This window comes from Dyadobacter sp. HNCC25DJ185 (assembly GCF_056895195.1).
Genome location: NZ_JBXHAR010000001.1, coordinates 1176476 through 1198100 on the forward strand (window position 1 = coordinate 1176476; position 21625 = coordinate 1198100).

General features: G+C 49.4%; 12 protein-coding genes. 1 reads left to right on the forward strand and 11 read right to left on the reverse strand.

From position 1 onward, the window contains the following. Nucleotide 1: 1 nt before the first annotated feature. Nucleotides 2-571 (forward strand): HD domain-containing protein, encoded by a 570-nt coding sequence (locus AC1XUF_RS04910; RefSeq protein ID WP_483340544.1) that lies wholly within the window; start codon nt 2-4, stop codon nt 569-571. Here AC1XUF_RS04910 and AC1XUF_RS04915 read toward each other — a convergent pair. The 11 genes from AC1XUF_RS04915 to AC1XUF_RS04965 all read right to left on the reverse strand — a co-directional run bounded on the left by AC1XUF_RS04915 (nt 563) and on the right by AC1XUF_RS04965 (nt 21610). Then, complete coding sequence (locus tag AC1XUF_RS04915; RefSeq protein ID WP_483340545.1) at nt 563-3799, reverse strand: cyclic nucleotide-binding domain-containing protein; 3237 nt, start codon at nt 3797-3799, stop codon at nt 563-565. The genes AC1XUF_RS04910 and AC1XUF_RS04915 overlap by 9 nt on opposite strands. A gap of 142 nt (nt 3800-3941) precedes the next feature. Continuing rightward, nucleotides 3942-6218, reverse strand: coding sequence for a cation:proton antiporter (locus AC1XUF_RS04920; RefSeq protein ID WP_483340546.1), 2277 nt, complete (start codon nt 6216-6218; stop codon nt 3942-3944). 79 nt (nt 6219-6297) lie between these two features. Further along, on the reverse strand, nt 6298-7782 hold the full coding sequence (locus tag AC1XUF_RS04925) for a mandelate racemase/muconate lactonizing enzyme family protein (RefSeq protein WP_483340547.1): 1485 nt from the start codon (nt 7780-7782) through the stop codon (nt 6298-6300). A gap of 105 nt (nt 7783-7887) precedes the next feature. Further along, nucleotides 7888-8820 (reverse strand): RraA family protein, encoded by a 933-nt coding sequence (locus tag AC1XUF_RS04930; RefSeq protein ID WP_483340548.1) that lies wholly within the window; start codon nt 8818-8820, stop codon nt 7888-7890. A gap of 27 nt (nt 8821-8847) precedes the next feature. Next, nucleotides 8848-10380, reverse strand: a complete 1533-nt coding sequence (locus tag AC1XUF_RS04935) for a SusD/RagB family nutrient-binding outer membrane lipoprotein (protein WP_483340549.1) — start codon at nt 10378-10380, stop codon at nt 8848-8850. A 21-nt stretch (nt 10381-10401) separates the two neighbouring features. Continuing rightward, on the reverse strand, nt 10402-13860 hold the full coding sequence (locus tag AC1XUF_RS04940) for a SusC/RagA family TonB-linked outer membrane protein (protein ID WP_483340550.1): 3459 nt from the start codon (nt 13858-13860) through the stop codon (nt 10402-10404). Nucleotides 13861-14029: 169 nt separating this feature from the next. Further along, nucleotides 14030-15121 carry a FecR family protein gene (locus tag AC1XUF_RS04945; RefSeq protein WP_483340551.1) on the reverse strand — a complete coding sequence of 364 codons (1092 nt, stop codon included), beginning with the start codon at nt 15119-15121 and terminating at the stop codon, nt 14030-14032. 132 nt (nt 15122-15253) lie between these two features. Next, nucleotides 15254-15868 carry an RNA polymerase sigma factor gene (locus AC1XUF_RS04950; protein ID WP_483340552.1) on the reverse strand — a complete coding sequence of 205 codons (615 nt, stop codon included), beginning with the start codon at nt 15866-15868 and terminating at the stop codon, nt 15254-15256. A gap of 153 nt (nt 15869-16021) precedes the next feature. Further along, a complete protein-coding gene (locus AC1XUF_RS04955; RefSeq protein ID WP_483340553.1) occupies nt 16022-18013 on the reverse strand; it encodes a plastocyanin/azurin family copper-binding protein in 1992 nt (663 codons plus the stop codon). Nucleotides 18014-18050: 37 nt separating this feature from the next. After that, nucleotides 18051-19778 (reverse strand): 3-keto-alpha-glucoside-1,2-lyase-like domain-containing protein, encoded by a 1728-nt coding sequence (locus AC1XUF_RS04960; protein ID WP_483340554.1) that lies wholly within the window; start codon nt 19776-19778, stop codon nt 18051-18053. A gap of 248 nt (nt 19779-20026) precedes the next feature. Further along, complete coding sequence (locus AC1XUF_RS04965) at nt 20027-21610, reverse strand: SusD/RagB family nutrient-binding outer membrane lipoprotein (RefSeq protein WP_483340555.1); 1584 nt, start codon at nt 21608-21610, stop codon at nt 20027-20029. Nucleotides 21611-21625 lie beyond the last annotated feature (15 nt).

A 21625-nucleotide genomic window follows, 5' to 3' on the forward strand; every position in this document is an offset into this window, starting at 1 on the left:
TATGCAAGTTGAATTAGCCGAAAAATACATTATTGAAGAGTTAAAGGCCCGTCTGGACCCCAATCTCTTTTACCACGGATTGCATCACACACTGGATGTTGTCAGGACAGCACTTGAGCTTGCTGCGCTGGAGAAGGTAACAGACAGCGAGTCGCTTGGCCTGATCAGGACAGCCGCGCTGTTCCACGACAGCGGTTTTATGAATACTTACAGAGGGCATGAAGAAGAAGGATGTAGGATTGCGGAGGAGGTACTGCCCGATTTCGAATATGCACCAGAACAGATAGCTGCGATTTGCGGGATGATCATGGCAACCAAGATCCCTCAAAGCCCTCAGACGCTCCTGGAACGCATCATCAGCGACGCCGACCTGGATTACCTGGGACGGGAGGACTTCGAGCCGGTCGCCGCAACCTTATTTGAGGAACTGAAGGCCCGGAATATGGTGAGCGACTCAGCCACCTGGAACCAGGTTCAGGTACGTTTTATCGAAGCGCATCTGTATTGGACCAAATCGCAAAGGAACCGACGAAACGCGTTGAAAATGCAGCATCTTGCCGCTCTAAGATAGCCGCATCTTCTCGTTCTGTACTCTGATCCGCTGGCAGAGGATGCGCAAAACATTGCGGAGGATTTCATCCCTTTCTTCCATTAATTCAAAGAAGTCTTCCTGGTCGATACGAAAAATGAGCACGTCTGTTTCGGCGACAGTGGTGGCCGACCGGGGTTCGGTATCCAGCAGGGCCAGTTCCCCGAAAATCTCTCCTTTATCGAACAAAGCCAGCTGTTTTTTGCCATCATAGATGCCCACCTGGCCGGTATAAATGATGTACATAGAATCGCCAAGGTCGCCCTTTGCAAAAATCTCCTGGCCGTCGCTGTAAGAAACTTCTTTCATGATCGGTGCGATCGAGCTCAACACATTTTCTGGCGTCTGGGCGAAGAGCTGTGTGTTTTTTAAAACGATAACCCGCTCCATTTCGGAAATCTGCTGTGTGGTTTCGATATGTTTCATGGGGATTCTGAGTGTAAATTTGAGTTCGGGACGGAGGGCCAGTTCAGCGTATTTTTCCTGCACTGCCTCTCGTACAAGTAAGGAGCGATGGTCTGTAAGTGATTCTAAAAGTACAAGGTCGCTGTCCCGGGCATGGATGTTCTTTACAGCGAGCGCAATTGTCCAGGTTGTGAAGGATCTTTCTTTCCGGGTTAAGATGTAGCTCATGATCGAAATATCGCCATCCTGCTCTTCCATATATTGGCGCAATGCCTCCCGTTTCCGCTGTATCGGTATGTCTTCAAACAATGCGTGGAGGGAAGGATAAAGCATACGGGGCAAAAGGCTCTCGATCATTTCGAGCGAATTAGCCCTTTTTTCCTTCCCTGCGTGCCGGATTCCCTTCCAGGCATTCTGGACGGCGTCCTTATCATATTGCATCATGAAAAGGTAAAACAGCCTCTGGCTTGTCAGGTCAAGCTCATATTCGAGCGCATCATTCCAAACCTGATCCTGATTTGTTTCGTCCATGCCATTCAGCAGTTGCGAGGCATGGGTCAGTTCCTTTTCGACGAAACCAGATATAACTTCCTTATAATCAGCAATGAGTGAGTAGTTGGTCAAAACTTTTAATGCCGAGAGGTGTGTAAAAGTATCAATAGAGGCAATATTTACAATACTAACGTGCTTATTCAAAAGTTTACCATGGTAAATATTTTTAATAAGGTCGAAAAGTATTTGCAGTATAAATTCATGTTTATTTTTTTCGGCCACTTTGATGAGCGTCTGTATACGGTCCCCGGCAATGTCGTTCTGCAGCCATTCCTCGATAATGCGAATACCGGAGTCCCCGGATTTGATCAGTGCTGCTACCGTTGACCGCGAGAGTGTACCGGTCAGCATGGGTTTTAATTCCCGTAACAGCTGCGCTGAGCCAACGCTGGCGGCTACCTCCAGTGCATGGTTGCGGACCTTCTCCGTGCCTGTTTTAAGGCAATTTTTTACTTGCTCCTCATAAGAAACAATACCGACTGTCAGTACACAATCCAGCGCGGCCATTTGGTAATCTTCCTGGCTGGAGGTGAACAATTTCCGCAGGGTACCGTGAATGAGCGGCAATGCTTTTGCGGATTCGAAACAGCCGAGTATGGAACCCTTTACAATGTCAAGATCATCGTGGCCCAGGAATTTGGCCAGTTGCTCGTCGGATAAGCGTGCTGTCGAACAGGCGATACGTACGGCGAGTGTCTGGCAGGCTGTGTCGGGTTCTGCTTCGACGTATTTAATGAAATGGTCGGACAGCTCCGGTTTTTCGATACCGGCCAGTGTCTGCAATGTTTTCAGCCTTACCGCAATGGCTGGATTTTGCAGGAGCATATCCACGTTTTTACGAAACAACGATACTTTGTTTCGCGAGAGCCAGTCGATCGCGTTGAGCACCTCTTCTTTCCGGTCGCTTTTCAGGTTTTCAGCGATGATGGGGAGTGCTTCGGCAGGGGAGGCCATCTCACCGCTGCGGATAAATCGTTTGCTGATCGCATTCTTCAACTCCTGCCTGTAGTGGCCATAGGCTTTCCTGAAAATAATCAAAGCCGCAATGGCAAAGAGCAGCGACAAGTCAAAAGTGAGGCTGATGTTGCTTAAATGACGTGTGTAGACGATCCAAAGCAATATCCCCGCGATGAGCATACCCATTGGCTCAAAAAGCCCTTTCGCCAGCGTATGGCCTTTCAAACGGGTTTTTGTTGACAATGGCTGGAAAAGGACCAGGAAAACCGGGTCGAAAATGGTGCGCCTGACTAGTTCGAAAAGGAGGTAGGCGGCGCAGTAGTAAACCAGCAGGGAAGGTTCGTCTTTCCTGAAATAGGAGGAGATCAGTAGTCCAAGTGATATGACAACTGTCGTGAGCGGTAAGAGGTAAAGGGTTACTTTCACACCGAAACGCTCCACTGTTTTTCCTGAAAAGATCAGTTTTACAAAAGTCGATATGACATACGTGGCTGTCAGCAGGGTACCTACAAAGCCGATTACGTCGTGCTGGCTGTGAAATTTATACTTCACATTGACAAAGAAATGGTATTCGATCCAAGTTGCAGTAGCGGCGATTGCCACCATTCCCAGGCACAGCGATGTCAGTAATTTGTTACCGCCAAAGTATTTTTGAATGATCCTGGAATCTGATTCCTGTGCCTGACGGGGACGCGAATGATGCGGATTGGGTATTTCGGTGTAACGGAAAGTCAGGATCTGGGTGTAAAAGGCCAGCGCAAAGAACACCAGAGAGATGATCAGCAGGATCATCAGCACGGAAGGAGAGTGGATAAGTACTGCCAGTACGGCTCCCAAAGCTTTGGCGGGCATATCACCGGAGCCAATGACGCTGAATAATCGTTTGCTTTGCCTGACATCGAAAACCAGCGCAGATAACCCCCAGAATTCCAGGTTGATAAGCAGATAGATAATGCGATAACCCACCATGATCGCAATGGCAGTCGCAATGCCGTGGCCAAGCCAGAGCAAACCCATGACTACCACGACCATGAGCAACGAGGAAAGCATGGTGCCCAGGCTCAATCGTTTCAGTACCAGGTGATGCTCAAAATGTTCGTAGATTTTACCCGCAGCCATCACGGCCAATGCGGCGGCGATATAGGCAATCGGCAGTGAATATTCCGGGTGATTTTCGAGCAGCAGGACGTTGGCGGAAACGTAAACAAGGGTAGTGCCGACGTTGATGAAGAAGTTATGAAAAAAGAAAAGGATGGTTTGCGGGTTGATCGAACTGGTAATTCTATTATTCTTCAAAAAGGATATCATAAGGTGGAATGCTAGCGTCGCTTATGTAAAATAAACACTTATTATTCCTTTTTTAAAACTTCCAGTCCGCCCCGGCCCTACAAAGTCTCGAAGACCTGGCAAGCGCAGGGCCGATGGGTGGCCCGTTCGCTCAACCTCGTATAATCAGTACCGACGGGGAATTGGACAGCCAGATGCTGTGTGATTCAACTGCTTTTTTCCAACTCTCGAGGCTGATCACCATCAGGTCTTGCTCCTGTAAAAATTCCTTGTCCAATGCTCTTTCGAAATGCAGCGCGATCTTTTCGGGAGCAATTTCCTGGATTGCCGTTAACGTATCATGCACATCGGCATGTTGCATTACCATTTCGGAGGGATCCATGATGTTGACGTTCAAATCGCCCACGGCGATCAGTTTTTGTGCGAAGTGAAGTAAGAATTCATCTTGTCGTGAGAACACAGGAATGAATATATTCTCAATTTTTCCCAGGTTTTTTTCAATCAGTATTCCTACCGGAACTTTTACAGATTTGATGATATGCGTGGTTTTTTCGTCGAAAACATCGGCATGGAACAATTTTTCCTTGCCGGTAATGGTGTCGAACAGCCTTTCGCGGCTGATGATCTTAGAAGTAAAGCCAAGGATTTTCCCCAAAAATGTCCCTTCGAATACGGAACGTCCGATACCGATCATGAGCATGTCGTATTCGCCGTTGTTGGCGGTTTCAATGATATCGTGCTCAATGTGCTGTGACGGCCTGAAAAGAGCGTTAAAGGAAATTCCAAGACGATGCGCCTCTTCGGTGATCGGGCGAAATGTTTCGTATTGGTATTCCTCCGTATTGACCTGGTTGAGGTAGCTGCTTGGTGAAAGATGCAATGCGGTAATGGATTGCTGATCTGCATACTTATGGACCAGTTTGTCGGATAACCTAAGCATTTTCCGGCCGCCCTGGGGACTTGCGAATGCGATCAGCATCGCAAACCTGGAAGGTTCGATCTCCCGCTCGAATTCTTCCCATTTCGTTTTTGGAAAAAATTTGTCAATGATGTCCAGTGCCGGGCCTGTCATACAGGTAGTCACCAGTGCCATGATCACCATCATAGCGAAGATTTCGGGCGACAACACCCCGATGTCATACCCAATGTTGAGCACGACCAGCTCCATCAATCCGCGGGTATTCATCAGCGAACCGATGATCAGGCTGTCGCGCCAGGATTGTTTCACAAATCTGGCTGCAATGGCGCTACCTGCAAATTTGCCCGCCACAGCAGCCAAAATGATAAAGCCTGTGACTTTCCATAGGTAGGCATCGTTCAAAAGCCCGATCTGAGTACGCAAACCAGTAAATACAAAGAACAATGGAAGCAGGAGCACCATGGAAACGTCCTCGACCTTTTCAATAAAAATATTTCTGAATTTCTGGTTGGAAGGCATCACAACTCCTGCCATAAATGCCCCGAACAAAGCATGTATGCCAATGGCTTCGGCACAATAGGCGGATAAGAGCAGGATCACAAAAAAGAGCGCAACCACTGGTTTGGTGAGGCCTTCCTTATAAGAGTAGTGGTCACCAACTCTTTTCAAAATTGGTTTCAGCACCTGCAGCATCACGAGAACGTATACAGCCGCGAGGATAATGGTGTAAATGGAACTGACAAACGACCCTGCTTTCACGATGGCAATCACAGCCGCCAGGATACACCATGCGGTGATATCGTCGGTAGCTGCACAGGTGATCACCATAGTACCGAGTTTGGTTCGCGACAGCCCTCTTTCCTGGACGATGCGTGCCAATACCGGAAAGGCAGTGATACTTAAAGCAATACCGATGAACAGTGAGAACGAAAGAAAACTGATGCCGGCAGGTGCGAACCTTTGATAGATATATAACGCCAGTCCCACACCCAATGCGAAGGGAAGGATGATGCTCGCGTGGCTGATCACGATTGCTTCCTGTGCCTTGGACTTAAGAGTTTTAAGGTCAAGCTCCATCCCGATAATGAACATGAAAAGTATCAATCCGATCTGGCTCAGAAACTGCAGGTTTCCAAGTGATGTTTTCGGAAACAGAAAAGCGGAGAATTCGGGATAAAACATGCCCAGCAGGGATGGGCCCAGGAAGATACCTGCGGCAATTTCGCCAATGACCGTGGGTTGACCGATGGATTTACATAGCAAGCCAAATAACCTGGCCGCAACAATAATGGTAATGATCTGAAGCAGGAGCGTGGCAAGGGGATGGGTAATATTGTGCTTGAAAGTATCCAGAAACTGGTCCCAGGACGATCCCTGACTTATCACGTTAGAAATATGTTTATCGGGGGTTTCAAGCAGAGTGCCCTGGTATACAAAAAAATAAAGCAGGGCGGAAAGGGCACCTATTGTAACTACATAGAAAAGTACGTTGCGTAGGTTCTTCATCATTACAGATCAGAGTGAAGAAGCAAAATACTCAAATAACGGCGACTTGGCAAGTTAAAAAACCGCCAAGCCGCCTGAAAAGCTAGCTCCAGAGCCTGTCGTGTGAACGCTTTTCGTTCCAGTCGGGGGTTGGGGCGAAGTAGGACTTGTCCTTTGGATTGAGGTGTTTTTTGACTTCCTCATCCACGAGCTCAATGCCGAGTCCGGGTGCTTCCAGGGGTACCGGCGCGTAACCTTTATCGATCAGCTTGCGGCCGTCGGTGGTTTTCACCAGGCTTTCCCACCAGGGCACGTCTACCGAGTGATGTTCTAGTGCAAGGAAGTTCTGCGTGGCAGCTGCGCAGTGGACATTGGCCATAAAGCTGACGGGCGTCCCGGCAAAGTGCATCGCCATGGCAATGCCGTGGTCCTCGGCAAAGTCGCCAATGCGTTTTGTTTCCAGTAACCCGCCAGACGATGCAAGGTCCGGGTGGATGATATCAACGGCGCGCTGCTCGATCAATGCTTTGAAGCCTTCTTTCAGGAAAATGTCCTCGCCGGTTAGGGTAGGCGTTTCCAGCGCATCGGATATCGTTTTCCATTGGTCGGTGTATTCCCAGGGCACCATATCTTCCAGCCAGGCCAGCCGGTATTTGTCCAGTGCTTTACCCAGCCTGATGCCGTTATTGAGGTCAAAATGGCCGTAATGGTCGGTAGAAAGCGGAATTTCGTATCCTACCACGCTCCGTACATCTTCCACCACTTTCGCCATTTCTTCCAATCCCTTCGGTGTGATCTGAATCGCGGTAAAGGGATGTTTGGTATTCGCATAAGAATTGTAGTCGCCGGCCCATTGGGAAAAGCCTCCGCCCCAGACCTTGTTATTGACGACACTGTTTTCATTGTTCCGGAGCATCCCAATGGAAACGTCCATTTTAAGCCAGGTGTAGCCCTGGTCTTGCGTACGAAATTTGATCTTTTGTTTGAATTCATTAAGATCATCCGATTCTGGCGTATCGGCATATAACCGCACTTTATCGCGGTAGCGACCGCCCAGCAGCTGCCAGCATGGAACTCCGTAAGCCTTTCCGCAAAGGTCCCAAAGCGCCATTTCTACGCCGCAAACCCCACCGGCCTGGCGACCATGGTAGCCAAACTGTTTGATGGATTTGAACAACATCTCGACATTACATGGATTTTGCCCCAGCAAATGACTTTTCAAGAACAATGCGTAACGCTCGTCAGCGCCATCGCGCACCTCGCCCAGGCCATATATCCCCTGGTTGGTATCAATGCGGATGATCGGTGTGCGGCCCACATTCTGCACAATGCAATACCGTAAATCCGTAATTTTCAACTCCGAAGGTTTCGAAGCACGGTTCACTTTGGAGGTAGCCTGCGCAATGGTATCCTCTGTGGACATGGACATAAAACCTCCTAACGCAATGCCGCCGACCGCGGTTTTTCGGAGAAAGTTTCTCCGGCTGTCTTTGGTGATCGGATTGTTCATTTCGGCTACCGCAGCTGCTATTTCTTGTTGCTCAAGTTGCTTGTTGGAGGCTATGATTTGTTTGAGAATGTCTTTCATCGTTTAAATTTTTTTTAAGTAATGATTTGTTTTCCTTGTCATGCTAAGCGGCCCGGCCGCCCGGTCCGCTTAGCATGACAACTTTAAGTGCCCAGCAGCCAATAATTAGTAATTCCGGTCTTTGAGGTAATCGTCCAGTTCCTTCTTCGTCATCGGCAGCTTGCCGGGGTAGTTATTTACCCAGTTCAGGAAATCCTTCTGGATCGCGTCCGACCATTTGGTATCGATCTCGCCCGGCGTGTATTTGCCTTCGCGCAGCCTTAAATGACCAAATTCATCGCGCAGGGCAGTTACTTCCGAAGTGAGCACCAGCTCTTCCACCAAATGCGCCGGAATGAAAATGGTACCGTATTTTTTTGCAAGCACCACGTCGCCAGGCAGCACTGTCGCGCGGCCGATCCGGATCGGCGTGTTGATGTTCGAAAGCATCATTTGCTGGATGTACGACGGGTCGTTTCCTTTGGTCCAGGCATTGAAACCCTTGATCTCGCTTAAACCCTCCACATCGCGCACCGAGCCATAAAAGATCACCCCGCGTTTGGATTTAGCGTAAATGGAGTTGCCGAGGTTGTCGCCGATCAAGGTTCCGTCGGCAATTTTTCCGTAGCCGTCTGCTACATACACGTCGCCTTCTTTCAGCACGTCGATCGGCCAGGAGTTGGTGCCGCCCGTCTGGACGCGTCCTTCTTTTTTGCCGGTTTCCTTCACCAGCTCTGCAAGGTCTGGGCGGAGGGGTACATACTGCGCGGTTACGACGCGGCCAGTCATGGCACTGTCGCTGTGGATCAGCTGCCAGTCGCCCTCGAACTGGTTATGATAACCTTTGTTACGCAAAACGCCCCATGCTTCTTCCATGGAAATGTTTTTGAGCCGCGCCAGGATCGCGTCGGAAACACGCGGTCGCCCGTCGGCGGAGCGTTCCCCTTTCCAGGCTGAGGTGTAAGCTTTGATCTGGTCCGGAGTGGGGGAGATGGATTGGGCCTGGGCTGTAAGGCCCAGGACAACCATCGCCCCGGCAAGCAAATTTGGTTTAAGCATAGAAGAAAAGTTAAGGATTATTGATTCTTATTTATCCCAAAAAACAGGCGTTCCCAACTCGTCGGGGCCCATTCTTGCGATGGCCTCCTTGTAATTGGCTTCATTCACCGACCTTTCGCGCACCGGGTATACCAATCGTTTTATAAAGTCTTTTACTGATGGATCTTTACCCGGGTAATTGTTGACCGGCAGCATTGGAAACCCGCTTCTGCGGAAGTTGGCCCACGCTTCTGAGCCGTTCAAAAAGGACGAAACCCAGTACTGGTCGTTGATCTGTTCCAATGCGTTTGCCGGGACGAACGGGTTTGCCGCCAGGTATGCGTCCTGAGTTGCTTGCGGAATGGTCGCCGACACGTCGTAGGTAGCCAATTGGGCCATATGGGCTTTTACGCCCGTTTCGTATAATGCTTTCACGTCGCCCGTAGCCCAGCCGCGCTGCACAGCTTCCGCCAGCAACAGCGAGGTTTGAGAATAGGTGATGAAAAATTCGGGCGCATCGATTTTTCCCAATGTTCTGCGATTGATCTGTGAATACTTGAACGCGGAACCGATTTTGCCGGGAAACCCTGGAACACTGGTGATAGTCGATTCATTGTATCCGTAAGGCATGCCTTCCTGGTCGGCCGGATTCGTGTCTTCGGCGCCAACTGTCGCCAGCGGGTTCCCCGGTGCCTCATATTTAACGGCGATCATTTTAAGACGTGGGTCAGCCGTGGTTTTCAGGAAATCGATAAAGGCCTTTCCCATGTAGACGTTTCCGCGCTCTGTTCCTTGAAAATAGCCCGCAAGCGGATGGTTGAATGTGCTGTTAAAGGCGATCAAGGCATTGTCTGCGTTGGAACTTTGCAGGCCGCCGTTAGCCGGGTCTACTGCAATCGTAACGTATTGTTTTGCTTTGGCCTGATCAATTTTCGAATAGCGCATCGCTGCGCGCAGCAACAGTGAGTTGCCCAGCTTTTTCCATTGTGCGATATTGCCTTTGAAAAATAAGTCCCCGGTTTCAATTGGTTTTGAAGCATCCAGGGCCTTAGTCCCTTCAGTCAGTTCTTTGAGTATATCCTCATAAATCAGCTTCTGGTCGTCGTATTTTGGTAAATTAATGCCCTCCAAAAATGCTTTTCCAGCTTGAAAATAGGGGACGTCGCCATACGTATCTACCAGAACCATAAAAACATATGCCTTCCAGACCCGGGACATGTTGTATAAATTAGACCGGGCTGCATCGTCTTTAGTTTCGGCAATTACGGTCGTCAGCAAGTTGACCGGGCCATTTTGAAGATAAAGTGAATTGAAATTGGCATTGGAATTAGGGTCGGATAGCACATTGTGGTTGCCGCCCTCCACTACGCCGGTAAATGGCGTATTGATTTGCTGGACAATCTGCATCTGGTAGTGCTGCGTGGCGATGGCCGATGAAAACTCAGCATTGGAGAAGAGATAGATCGGGTCAATGCTGGTCGCCTGCACCGGGTTTTTATTAACATCTTCGAAACCTTTGTCGCAGGAGCTCGCTGCAAAGAAGGCACTCGCAGCCGTCAGATATATGAATAGTCTTTTCATAGAATGTAAAGTAAAATGGGTTTATAATTTGACATTCAAATTGATACCGTAGCTTCTGGTAGTCGGAAGCGTATGTGTTTCGATACCCTGTAAGTTATCAGAAGCAGATACCTGCGCCTCCGGATCAATGTTATCAATATACTTTTTGATCATCAGCACGTTGTTGCACATTGCTGAAATGGTCAGACCCTTGATAAACGTTTTTTCTTTTACAAAGCGGGAGAGGTCGTAGCCCACCGAGATCGTTCTCCACCTTACAAAGGCGCCATTGTAAACAAAGGGCGAAGCAAGGTTGGTACTGCGGTAAGCCGTGTAGAACTGTTCTGCTTCCACCCGGGTGTCGTTGGCCGAGCCATCAGCTTTCACGCTTTCGAGCAACACGCCGCCCTCACGTCCAACCAGAGACGATTTGGACAATCCTTCGCGAAGAAAGTTCAGGTTAGAGTTGGAAAGGATTTTGTTGCCCGCCTTGAAATCAATCTGAGTGCCGATGCGTATCCCCTTGATGTTGAATGTGTTCACCCACGCACCGACCCATTTTGGAATGGCACTTCCGAAAGTGGTAAGGTTACCTTGCTGGGGCAGGCCGCCCGATGTGATGATCCGGCCCTGTGCATCTCTCTTGTAGTCGAACCCGCGCAAAGATGCGAGCGGTTTTCCGACCTCGTGGGACACGGTACCGAAAAATTCTCCCGTGCCTACGTCAAATCTTGGCTGACCAGCGGCCAGCTCGATCACTTTGCTGATATTATAGCTTCCATTAAAGCTGGTTTCCCAGGTAAATCCGTCCGTTTTTGCAGGTACAAGAGTCAGTAAAAATTCAACACCTTGATTGCGCAGCTTTCCCACATTCACTTTGGTCTGGCTGAAACCAGAGGCATTGGAAATGTCGACATTCAGGATTTCATCGACCGTATTTTTGCGGTATAATGACACATCGAGGTTCAGGCGGCTATCAAATGTTTTCATTTCAAGACCGACTTCCGTTTCTTTCACTTTCAAGGGCCTCAGGTTCGCGTTCGGGCTGACAGTCGACGGCAGGTTACCCAGGGCAGTTCCGTTAAAAGGGTTTGCATTAATACCGTAGTACAGATTATTTGAATAGGGGTCCGTATCGCCGCCCACCTCAGCATAAGCCGCACGAAGTTTGCCGTAGTTGAGCCAGTTCGGCGTATTTGCGAATGCCTGGCTAAATACGAAACTACCGCTCACTGACGGATATAGGTAGCTGTTCGACTGCGGGTTTAACGTCGAAAACCAGTCGTTTCTGCCTGTCACGTTCACAAACAAAAAGCCTTTGTAGGAAAATTCAGCCGCGCCGTAAATAGAGTTCACTTTCTTTTTGCTGTAACTGTAATTCGGGTTTTTGACCTGCCCGTTGGCGATGGTATAGAGATCGCGGACATAGAAGTTGGTCACTGCGGTAGATACGTTGTCGCTTACCTGCAGCATCTGGTTGCCTCCCAGGGTAATGTCTATGCCAAAATCGCCAAAAGTGTGGTTCGCACCGATGAGAACATCCATGTTGCGCTCCCGGAAGGTTGATACATCCTGGTAGTAATAACCATTGAATCCCGTTGTTACGGCACTGATAGAGCGTGTTCCGGTAGGACGGTTGTAGTTATACGGACGGGTATAGTAGTCCTGCCCGATACGGCCCTGAACAAACAACCAGCTTGTAAAATCGTAGCGCACCGATGTGTTTCCGAAAATACGGTCACGCTTCACATTCTCAAAGCGGTCGTAGGCCACCCAATAGGGGTTATTGCGGTTGGTAAAACGTGCCAGAGGCATTTCATTTCCGTTTGCGTCCTTGCGGTTTTTCAGCCATTCGGTATCAATGCTCGTTGCCATGGTATAAATGGTCGTGTTAGCATTCATATCCTGGATACCAATCTGCGGCGGATTCTTGTTGTACTCGTTAGAATAATTGGCGTTCAGCTGTGCCGATAACTTTTTGGAAAACTTGTAGTTCAGTCCAAGGTTAAAAATCCGTTTGTGGTAGTCGGAATTTGGCATGATCGCATTTGCATCGGTATTGGCAAATGACAGGCGGAAGTTACCCTTTTCATTGCCACCAGAGAGTGCTACGGAATTGGTAAAGCTAGTGCCGGTGCGATAAAAGTTTTTAATGCGGTCTTTGTGGGCGACATAAGGCTGGGTGCTCCCATCAAATTGAGGAGTAGGTTTCCCGTCGAGTTTTTCGCCAAACGAAAAAACACCTGAGCTCTGCGCCTCTGCCGTATTGGTTGGACGTTTGCCGAACTCTCCCTGCCCATATTCGTATTGAAAATCAGTATAATCCAGAGCCTGTTGTGCCTGGAAATTGGAATTCAGCTCCACGCCGATACCGGTGCTTTTGTTCCCACTTTTGGTAGTAATGATGATCGCACCGTCTTTGGCGCGAAATCCATACAATGCCGCAGCTGCCGCGCCTTTAAGGACGGTCATCGACTCGATATCGTCCTGGTTGATGCTCTGCAAACCGTCGCCGGAATCAGACGAACCACCAGTCGGGTTCCCAGTACCGTTACCGTTCGATCCGCCCGCAGAAACGCTGCTGTTGTTGATGGGGACACCGTTGACAATGATCAGGGGAGAGTTGTTGCCGCCGAAGGACGACTGGCCGCGTATACGGATCTTCGTGGACCCGCCGGGACCGCTCGCCGGTGGCGTTACATTCAGTCCCGCTACCTTGCCTTGCAAACTGTTTCCAAGGTTGGTTGTCCGGTTCGTCTGCAATTCTTCTGTGTTGACGGTTGCCGTTGAATAACCCAGTTTTTTGGCGTCCCTTCTGATACCCAATGCCGTTACCACTACCATTTCCAGGTTCCGGACGTCCGGCTTCATGCTCAGGTCGTAGGTCGATTGGCTTCCAATATTCACTTCCTGCGGCATATACCCTACATAGGAGAAGATCAGCGTACCACCCGCATCGGGTATGCTCAGTTGGTAGGTTCCTTCCGTGTTCGTGGCGGTTCCGATTTTGGTTCCCTTTAAAACGATGCTCACACCGGGCAGGGGTTCACCTTTTTCGTCTGAGACCTTACCGGTCACTGTTCGGTCGATATTGGAAGGAATGTTCATCGGTGCCGGGGCGAAACTGCCGGGTTCGGCAGCATTTTTCGTCAGGACAACCTGTTTTCCTTCAATTTTGTAAGTGATATTGATTGGCTTGAAAAGCTCGTCGAGCACGTCTGCCAGCGGACGTTCAACTGCGTTTACTGACACTTTTTGCTGAGGCCGGATTAACGAAGAATTGTAGGTAAACTTAATCTGTGTAAGCTTGTTGAGCTTGTTAAGTACCGTCTTGATTTCCTGATTATTGACTTGCAAAGTGATCCGCTGGTTCAGTATGTCCTGTGCTCCGGCGGTGCCTGCCGAAGCGACGCTGGTGAAGATAAAGGCAATTAATAGTTGGTATAATGATATTCTCATAGCCCGATAGAGAAGCCTGGACAAGTGTCGGTGTTTTTTCATACTTTTGGTAGTTTTGTTCAGTATTGGAAAAGATGGGACAAAATCCTCCTGTACCTTTCAAAAAGGTCTGTTACGGAGGTCGGGAGCCGGTGATGGCGCAATCATCACTGGCTCTTTCATGAAAATTTCAGGTTACGTACTTTATTTCATAGGCGGGAAGAAGGTTTGTTTAAATGCATCCTTTGGAACTGATTACGATATGACCATCCACCATGTCATAGCTCGCCCCGATGGCCTGGCAAATAGCGCTCAGGCGTTGTTTAAGCGTCTCGTCGTCAAACTGGGCACTGATGGCGCAGTTGGCTAAAATTTCGGCGTTGTAGACAATCACGATGCCGTATACTTTTTCCAGTGCCTGCAATACATCGGTTACCGGCTTGTCATCAAATAGCTGCTCTTTCCTGACCACCGATTCCGAAAGCAGCTGCGGCTGCTGAACGGCGCCTTTCTCGAGGCGATTTTCTTTTCTGATAAAAACAGCCTGCTGGTTGGGCGCTAGCACAACACCCGCTGTTTTGAGAGCTGCTTCGTCCCGGGTCGTTTCATATTCCTTTTTGGGATAAACCGAAACCCGTCCGGTTTTTACAACAACGAGTACCGTGTTGTCCTCGTCAAATGCTTTTACCCTGAAACTGGTGCCAAGCACTTTCGTGACCGTTTCATTGGTATAGACCAGGAATGGCTGATCGGAATTTTTGGTTACGTCAAAAAATGCTTCCCCCGTCAGATAAACCCTTCTTTCCCCTGTATTGAAGGTCTTGGGATAGCGGATCGTGCTGCCTTTTGAGAGGGTGGCTACGCTATTATCACAAAGTAGCACCGTCATTTCCTGGCGGGTATCGTTCACCCTAACATACATGACTGCCGGACCTTCTTCCATCTTTGCCGGAGCAGCCGGCGTTTCCGCCAGGGGGCCTGGCGTGTAGTAGTGCCAGGCGAATCCGGAAACGAGAACAATTGCCGCTGCGGATTTCCAGATCGCGGGCCAGTAAAACCTCCGAGTTACCTTCCTTGATTCTGCGATCCTGGTAAGTTCGTCTATCTCGGAGCGGATCTGCTCCTCGGAGAGGTTGTCTTTGTAAATGTCTTGTATCGAGAGCACAAGCTCGCGTGCACGCTTCACGATACTTTCTTTGTCAGGGTTTTCTTTTGTCCATTGTTGCCAGAACGAAGCTATTTCGGGAGTGGGGGAGATTACCCATCGCCGGAACATTTCATCCGAAGCAAGCTCATCGACAGATTGGTTTCGATAATTAATCATTGGTAAATGGATGCTGTCATAGTGATTCGGCTAATTGCAACGGGCCTTTGTATGTATGTCAGCTTTTAGCGAGGATATAACCAAAAAAATCAAAATTTTTTTGGAATAGTGATAAGCTAGGGGGCTTGATGCCTAGAAGCAGTACCCAGAAATCCCCAGGATCCAGAAGAACTCGGCAGGGATCCAGATTTCACGGATCTCTTTGAGGGTACGATAAAGAAGGTTCGAAACACTCTGACGGCCCAGGCCCATGACCTGTGCGATTTCATCGTTTTCGAGGTTTTGATAAAAGCGAAGATAGATCACTTCCTGCTGTCGCTTGGAAAGTAGCGAGATGATCTGTTTTAAACGTCCGTTCTGGTAAGTGGCATTTTCACCTTCAATAATGCTGTTTTCAACAGAAGGGTCGGTGTCTTCCGGATCAAGAAATGCGGATTGTGGTTCTTGAAACCGTTTGAGCCGAATGCTTTCTTTGATCAGCCTGTGCCTCAGTGCTTTGAGCAGGTACGACTTTACAAAGGCGGTTTCGGACAAATGATTACGGCGTTCCCAGAGGTCGAGGTAGAGTTCCTGTATTGAATCGCGGATGAAGTCCGGATCGGTAGTAAACCTGGTAGCGTAGTTGTAAAGGGCGCGGTAATGAACCTGGGCGAGTTGTCCCAGAGCAACGGAATCCCCGCCTTTGAACCGTTGCCAAAGCCGGATATTGACGTCATAAAGTGGCGATATGTTGTCGTCCTGGCCCAAATGGTAGTAGTGGCTTTATTTTATTTAATCAACGAATTGTGCTAATCAAAGCAGCCCGCACTTTTAATCTCCTTGTAATTGCAGCTTATTTATTTCGGTGAAAAAAGGGAAACCGTCCCGCCGGAAATGCTCCTTTTGGCGGGACGGGTTACGTTACTTGACGACTTTCAGTTTTCCCTGCATCAGGGTGTAGTGACCGGGGAAAGTACAAACGTACTGATAGGTCCCGGGCGTTTTTGGCGCGACGAAATAGATCGACTCGGTTTTCTCCGGCTCGACAATGTTGGTGTGGAACAAAACATCGTCAGTCTTAGGCACATAATTCAATTCCGAACCTTTCAAACCCAGGTTTAACCCGGCTTCGCCCACTGCATTGAGTTTTCCCGGCTTGGTAATCACCAGGTTGTGCAGCATGTCGTCATTGTTATTGAAAACGACCCGGATGCGGCTCCCGGCTTTCACCTGAATCTCGGAAATATCGAATTTAAGGCCTGGTACCGTTCCAATGGTAATGGTTTGATCAGGGCCGCTGGTCCAGCTGGCAGGCATTTCGGTTACGCGTTTTGCGGAAGGCGCCGTGTTTGCGGCTTCGGTGGTCGCCATGTTGTGGGCGCTGTGATCCACAGTTGCTTTCACTGTAGTAGTGAATTGCGAGGGATTCACCGGATTTCCAGACGCGATCTCGTTCAATGTATAATAGCCGATCGAGTGGAGCAGGGAATTTCCGTCCGACGCCTTCACGCCCTCTGCTTTTAACTCATGAATATAGCCTTTGCGCAGCGCTGCCGGGTCAACCACCAGGCGGACGCGCAAACCATCTTCCGAAACCACAATGCCCTTTAAAGGCACTTCCTGCGTATTGATGATCGGGCTGCCGTAGGTCTGGTGATATTTATATGTAAAACTGTTCAGCTTGTACGAATCCTGATCGGCCGCGGCTTTTTTGTCGACAGCCGTCGTGAAGGTAATCTCGAAACCATCCGGCATCGAACGGATGGTCTTCATCTCAAATGGCATTTTGCCGGTCCAAACCAATCGTTGTATTCCAAATTCCGATTTTCCGGTAGCCGACCAGCCACGACTGGTTTGACCTACAAAAAGAGAGCCGTCCAGTCCCCATTCTAGGCGCAGGATACCCGACATAAAACCTTCGCGAAAGGGGAAAACCGTTCCCTGCCACACACCATTTACTTTTTCAAGGTCAACCCTGGTAATAATGCTGTGTCCCTGGTCGCCCACGAACATTTGTCCTGCAAAAGGCCCGAAAGTACCGCCGGTAATGTCTTCTTTAAAATCGGAAGTGGAAATACCGACCAATGTATGCGGGAACCAGACTGCCGGCGGTTTCAGGCCTTTTACACGTTTGGCGACATCATAAAGCGGCTCGCCGGTGTTGGGAATGTCCTGTGGGGTCAGGTTTACGGGCGAACCCTCTTCCTTGCTCCACTTCAGCCCTGCAGGATTACCCGCGAAATCGCCTTTTTCCAAATGGGTCATCCGGCCCGAACCAACCCAGTCGCCCTGGTTTTCGGTGTAGAAAATATCTCCTTTATAAGATCCGAAGCCTGACGGCGAGCGGAGGCCGGTGGCATAGGGCGTCAGTTTGCCGTCCTCGCCGAGTTTCAGCATCCATCCACGCCATTTGGACTGGCTCGCGCCGCGTCCTATCCAGTCGAGGTTAAGCGTGACGAGCAGCTCACCATTCGGCATCGCTACCGGTCCATAGGAGTATTGATGGTAATTGCCCGACAGCGGCCATTTCGCGAAGGAATCATATACATCCGCCACGCCATCATTATCGGTGTCAACCAACCGGGTTACTTCCCCGCGCTGGGAAACGAGAAAATCCTTGCCGCGATTGAGCAGACCCAGCGGCTCATGCAGACCGGACGCGAAACGGTGGAAAGAGGGTTTACCATCCCCTTTGAGGTACGGGTTACCGATCATCCAGACTTCGCCACGGCGGGTTGAGGTGGCGAGGCGGCCATCGGGCAGGACCTGCATGCCGCCTACTTCCATTTTGATGTTCTCGGGGATCGGGATGGTAATGATCCTGTAAAAATCGTCTTCCTTATTGGGTTTCGATTGGGCGTACACATTCGCGCAGCCCAGGGAAATGAGAGAAGCTAAAAGAATATTTTTCATTGATTAAAATCGGAATGTCTTGAAAATGAAGGAACAACTACCAGAACATCGAATAAACCGTGGTACCGGCGATCGGCAGGATCAGCTCGCTGGTTTGTCCGGACGGGCGGATTAATGCTTTCGCTTTCTTGTCTACCATGATATAAAGCTTATCGTCGACCTGGTAAAGTCCTTTTTCTATTTCCACGATCTGCTTCCCGCTCGCAAGCAGCGAATAAAGCGGTGTCTGGGCTGTGCCTTCCACTTTGATGGTGCGGGTGATGCTGCTGCCCGCCGAAACCAGCTCGTCGGACACCGTTGCAGTGCCCACCGAATATCTGAAAACCGGGTAACCCTGTGACTGGATCTTGTAACCCGCAAAGTTAATGTTGGAAGAATCGGGCCAGGTTGCATTCGCGTTGTCCAATGTTGCGAAGCTGCTCCTGCCCGAAATATGCACATTCAATCCGGCGGGGAAGAGCAACTGAGGCTCGCCGCGCTCGTACCACATTTCGGTTACGTCGGCAAATTGTCCGCGCCAGGCTTGTAATAGTGCGCCGCGGTTAAGGTCGACCGTGTAGTTCCAGCCGTCGGGGCTGCCTACCGAGATACAGTGTGTACGCTTGTATTTTTCGCCAGGTAACAGTATAAAAGACCGCACCATTTCGGGACGCATGTCCGGCGTCACGCTGATATAAGGTTTCGGTTCCGGCTCGGGCAATGATGAAAGCACATGCAGGTCGTAAGGGCGGATACCCGCTTTTTCGACGCGGAGGCCCAGCGCGGGCTGCCGCCATGGAAATCTGGAATAATAAATTTTGATGCGGTGCTTTCCCTGCGTGAGGTTAACAGTTCCGGTATGGGTTTCCTGGGAAGTGCTTTCGCCACTCGCCAGCACGCTTTTTCCATCCACATCGACGGTGAAGACCGGTCCGGAATAGATGCTGGTAAAAATGTAGTCGCCTGCTTCTGTTACTTCTGCATCGGCTTCATACACGAGGTGAAATTCACGCATACCGTTGGTCACTTCCTGCGTCAGGATGGCGGATTGTCCTTCATGGTCGAGTTTGCTGTATTCCTTGCTGTCCCATTTGTCGGAGTATACTTTGTAAGTCAGATTGCTCAATGTGAGGGGCTTGCGGCTGGCTAGCAGCTGGTAGCCAATGTTCCGGAATGCAATGGTACCCTTTGTTACCTCCAGAGAAATTGGCTGGCCGTCGGCAGCCGGTTTGGAATTGGGAAGATAAATGGTTTCCAAAACCGTCACGCCATTTAGCGTCAATGTATTCAGACGGGCGGAGTTGGGCAAATTTGCTACCGAGGCGTCATAAGCCAGTTCGAGCGTCTGCCAGAGGCCGGGAGCCTTTGCAGCGTTCTGGCTCGGGAATTGTCCCACGTACCCGGAAGTAAGCGTGCCTGTTGTTTTTTGTTTGCTGCTATCCGAAATGCGGACTTTCTGGCCGCCGGGCAGGATAATGCTGCCTTCGGCGTCGGGCGAAACCATGAATTCGAGGTAAAGGCGAAGGTCGCTGGCTTTCAGCTTGGTCGTGATCACGCTGCCCGCATTTCCGACGAGGACACCCTCACCGGCCGACGTTTTTGGCTTGGTAACACCCGACGGGTGAATGGAAATGCTACCCTGCACTGACCAGTTGGGTTTGGCGTTTTCGAAGGAGCTGAGATCTTTTAAGGAAAGAGGGGAATAGTTCCCTTTGACCGTTTGCCCCAACACGATCGCGGGGCTTGCCAGAAAAAGGAGGCAGGCTTTTAGAAAAAAGTGACGCATTGGATATATTAAGTGTAATGTTTACAATTAAAAAGCGAAGTTCGCGCTTTTTTCTACTAATATACCGCGATTTATTTGGAATTATTTTGACCAGCCGGATGGCACGATGGTGATAGCGTTGTGTGCTGAAATCTCGTTGAGCGTTTCAAAGGATTTATCCGCATTGCTTCGGCACAGAACGTTCGGTTAAACACAAAGCGGCCGCAGGATGTGCTCCCGCGGTCGCCAATGATATCCATTAAATCAGATTACTTAATCAGCCACATCGCTCCGTTGATATCGTCGTTCCCACCGTACTGGCTGGTAAGAGCAGCTTTGTAGTTTACCGTGTTAGCAGTTTTTTCGCTTCCGGGATACTGAAATCTAAGCGCAATACGCTCACTATTTCCCGTCCCTGGTCCTTTTGTGAAATTAGGAACACCGGTTCTTCTCCATGTGTAGTAAGATTCCAGTCCGGAATGCCTGAACAGGGCCAGGTACCGTTGTTCCAATATTTGTCTCAAAGCATCTGTGGCAGTCGCAGAATATTTAATCAAGGGCTGGGCATAGTAGCTGTCAAAGTCGGCTTTGATCGGGTAGGTGTTGTACACCGCGGTAGAGCCAGGGCTTCCCGTGACAAGGAACGAAGCTGTGAATGTGCCGTTCGCAGGAATGGAGTAAGAAGCCCAGGAAGCCATAATTCCCTTTTTGTAATAGGCTTCGGCATTTCCTGACGGCCCCGAAGCAACCCAGCCTCTGTTGATTGCTTCGGCGATGTTGAAGCACATTTCAGGGAACCCGATCTGAATACTTGGTTCTCCAACATAGGTTTCGTAGAAATGTTTGCGGCCGATCAGCGAATATTCTCCTGCGTTTGCGCGAACGTACATCGTGCCAAGGTCCATTCCCGGATCAGCTCCGACAAACGCATCAAAACTGGTTGGGCTAATGCCTGAGGCTACCCGCGCAGCTGCAGGCTCAGTGGTAATATACACCCGCGGATCTTTGAATTTGGTTAGCAAACCCACATAAGTTGCGGAGCAGTTTTCGCGCAATGCGTTAAAACCAAAAGAACCTGGATTTTCGGGGTATTTATTAGTTGGGAAGATGTAGTTAAACTGTAAATTATCCTCCGGTCCTTCCATCAAAGGATATTTGGCAGGATTACCCAGGATAGTCGCAAATTGGGATTTAACGTTCAAATCCGCATCGTCAACATGTTTGCTCAAATGGATGAGCAGCCTCAAACGATATGTATTGACCGTTTTCTGCCATTTTTTCAGGTCATTGGAAAAGTAAATGTCGCCTGCCAGTGAATTGTCCAGCGCCGCAATAAGCGTTGCAAGGTCCGTGTTTGAATCGTCCAGCCATTTCAGGCTTTGCACAAATACGGCCTTTTGTGAATCATATACCGGGTTAAGGTTTTTAGAACCCAAAAGCGCTTCGGTCATCGGCACATCTCCTGACTGAAGGCTCATCCGGCTGAAAAAGTAGGCACGAAAGAATTTACCCAAAGCTCCGTACGGATTGACTGCCGCCGTATAAACTTTTGCAGCTTCTTCTTCCATCTTCACGACATTCTTTAGAGTGGAGTACTGATCATCCAATGAACCGAAATTATACTCATTGTTTCCATAATAATCGTAGTTCTGAAGAAAGTACTGAGACCATTTCTCCTTATCGCCCGCAGGCTCATCGTACATGCTGTTCAGAATCCCGTTCAGCAACAGCGACGGCGGAACGGTTGTAGGCTTATTGACATTTTGATTAAGATCAGCAAAATCGCCTTCACATCCTGACAAGAGTGTTATTACCAATAGTGGTAAAAAACGCAGTATGAATATTTTTTTCATAATTAAGAGTCTTTT

Coding starts and splice junctions, on each gene's coding strand:
- AC1XUF_RS04910 (WP_483340544.1), top strand. CDS start 2: ATGCAAGTTGAATTAGCCGAAAAATACATTATTGAAGAGTTAAAGGCC.
- AC1XUF_RS04920 (WP_483340546.1), bottom strand. CDS start 6,218: ATGATGAAGAACCTACGCAACGTACTTTTCTATGTAGTTACAATAGGT.
- AC1XUF_RS04925 (WP_483340547.1), bottom strand. CDS start 7,782: ATGAAAGACATTCTCAAACAAATCATAGCCTCCAACAAGCAACTTGAG.
- AC1XUF_RS04930 (WP_483340548.1), bottom strand. CDS start 8,820: ATGCTTAAACCAAATTTGCTTGCCGGGGCGATGGTTGTCCTGGGCCTT.
- AC1XUF_RS04935 (WP_483340549.1), bottom strand. CDS start 10,380: ATGAAAAGACTATTCATATATCTGACGGCTGCGAGTGCCTTCTTTGCA.
- AC1XUF_RS04940 (WP_483340550.1), bottom strand. CDS start 13,860: ATGAAAAAACACCGACACTTGTCCAGGCTTCTCTATCGGGCTATGAGA.
- AC1XUF_RS04945 (WP_483340551.1), bottom strand. CDS start 15,121: ATGATTAATTATCGAAACCAATCTGTCGATGAGCTTGCTTCGGATGAA.
- AC1XUF_RS04955 (WP_483340553.1), bottom strand. CDS start 18,013: ATGAAAAATATTCTTTTAGCTTCTCTCATTTCCCTGGGCTGCGCGAAT.
- AC1XUF_RS04960 (WP_483340554.1), bottom strand. CDS start 19,778: ATGCGTCACTTTTTTCTAAAAGCCTGCCTCCTTTTTCTGGCAAGCCCC.
- AC1XUF_RS04965 (WP_483340555.1), bottom strand. CDS start 21,610: ATGAAAAAAATATTCATACTGCGTTTTTTACCACTATTGGTAATAACA.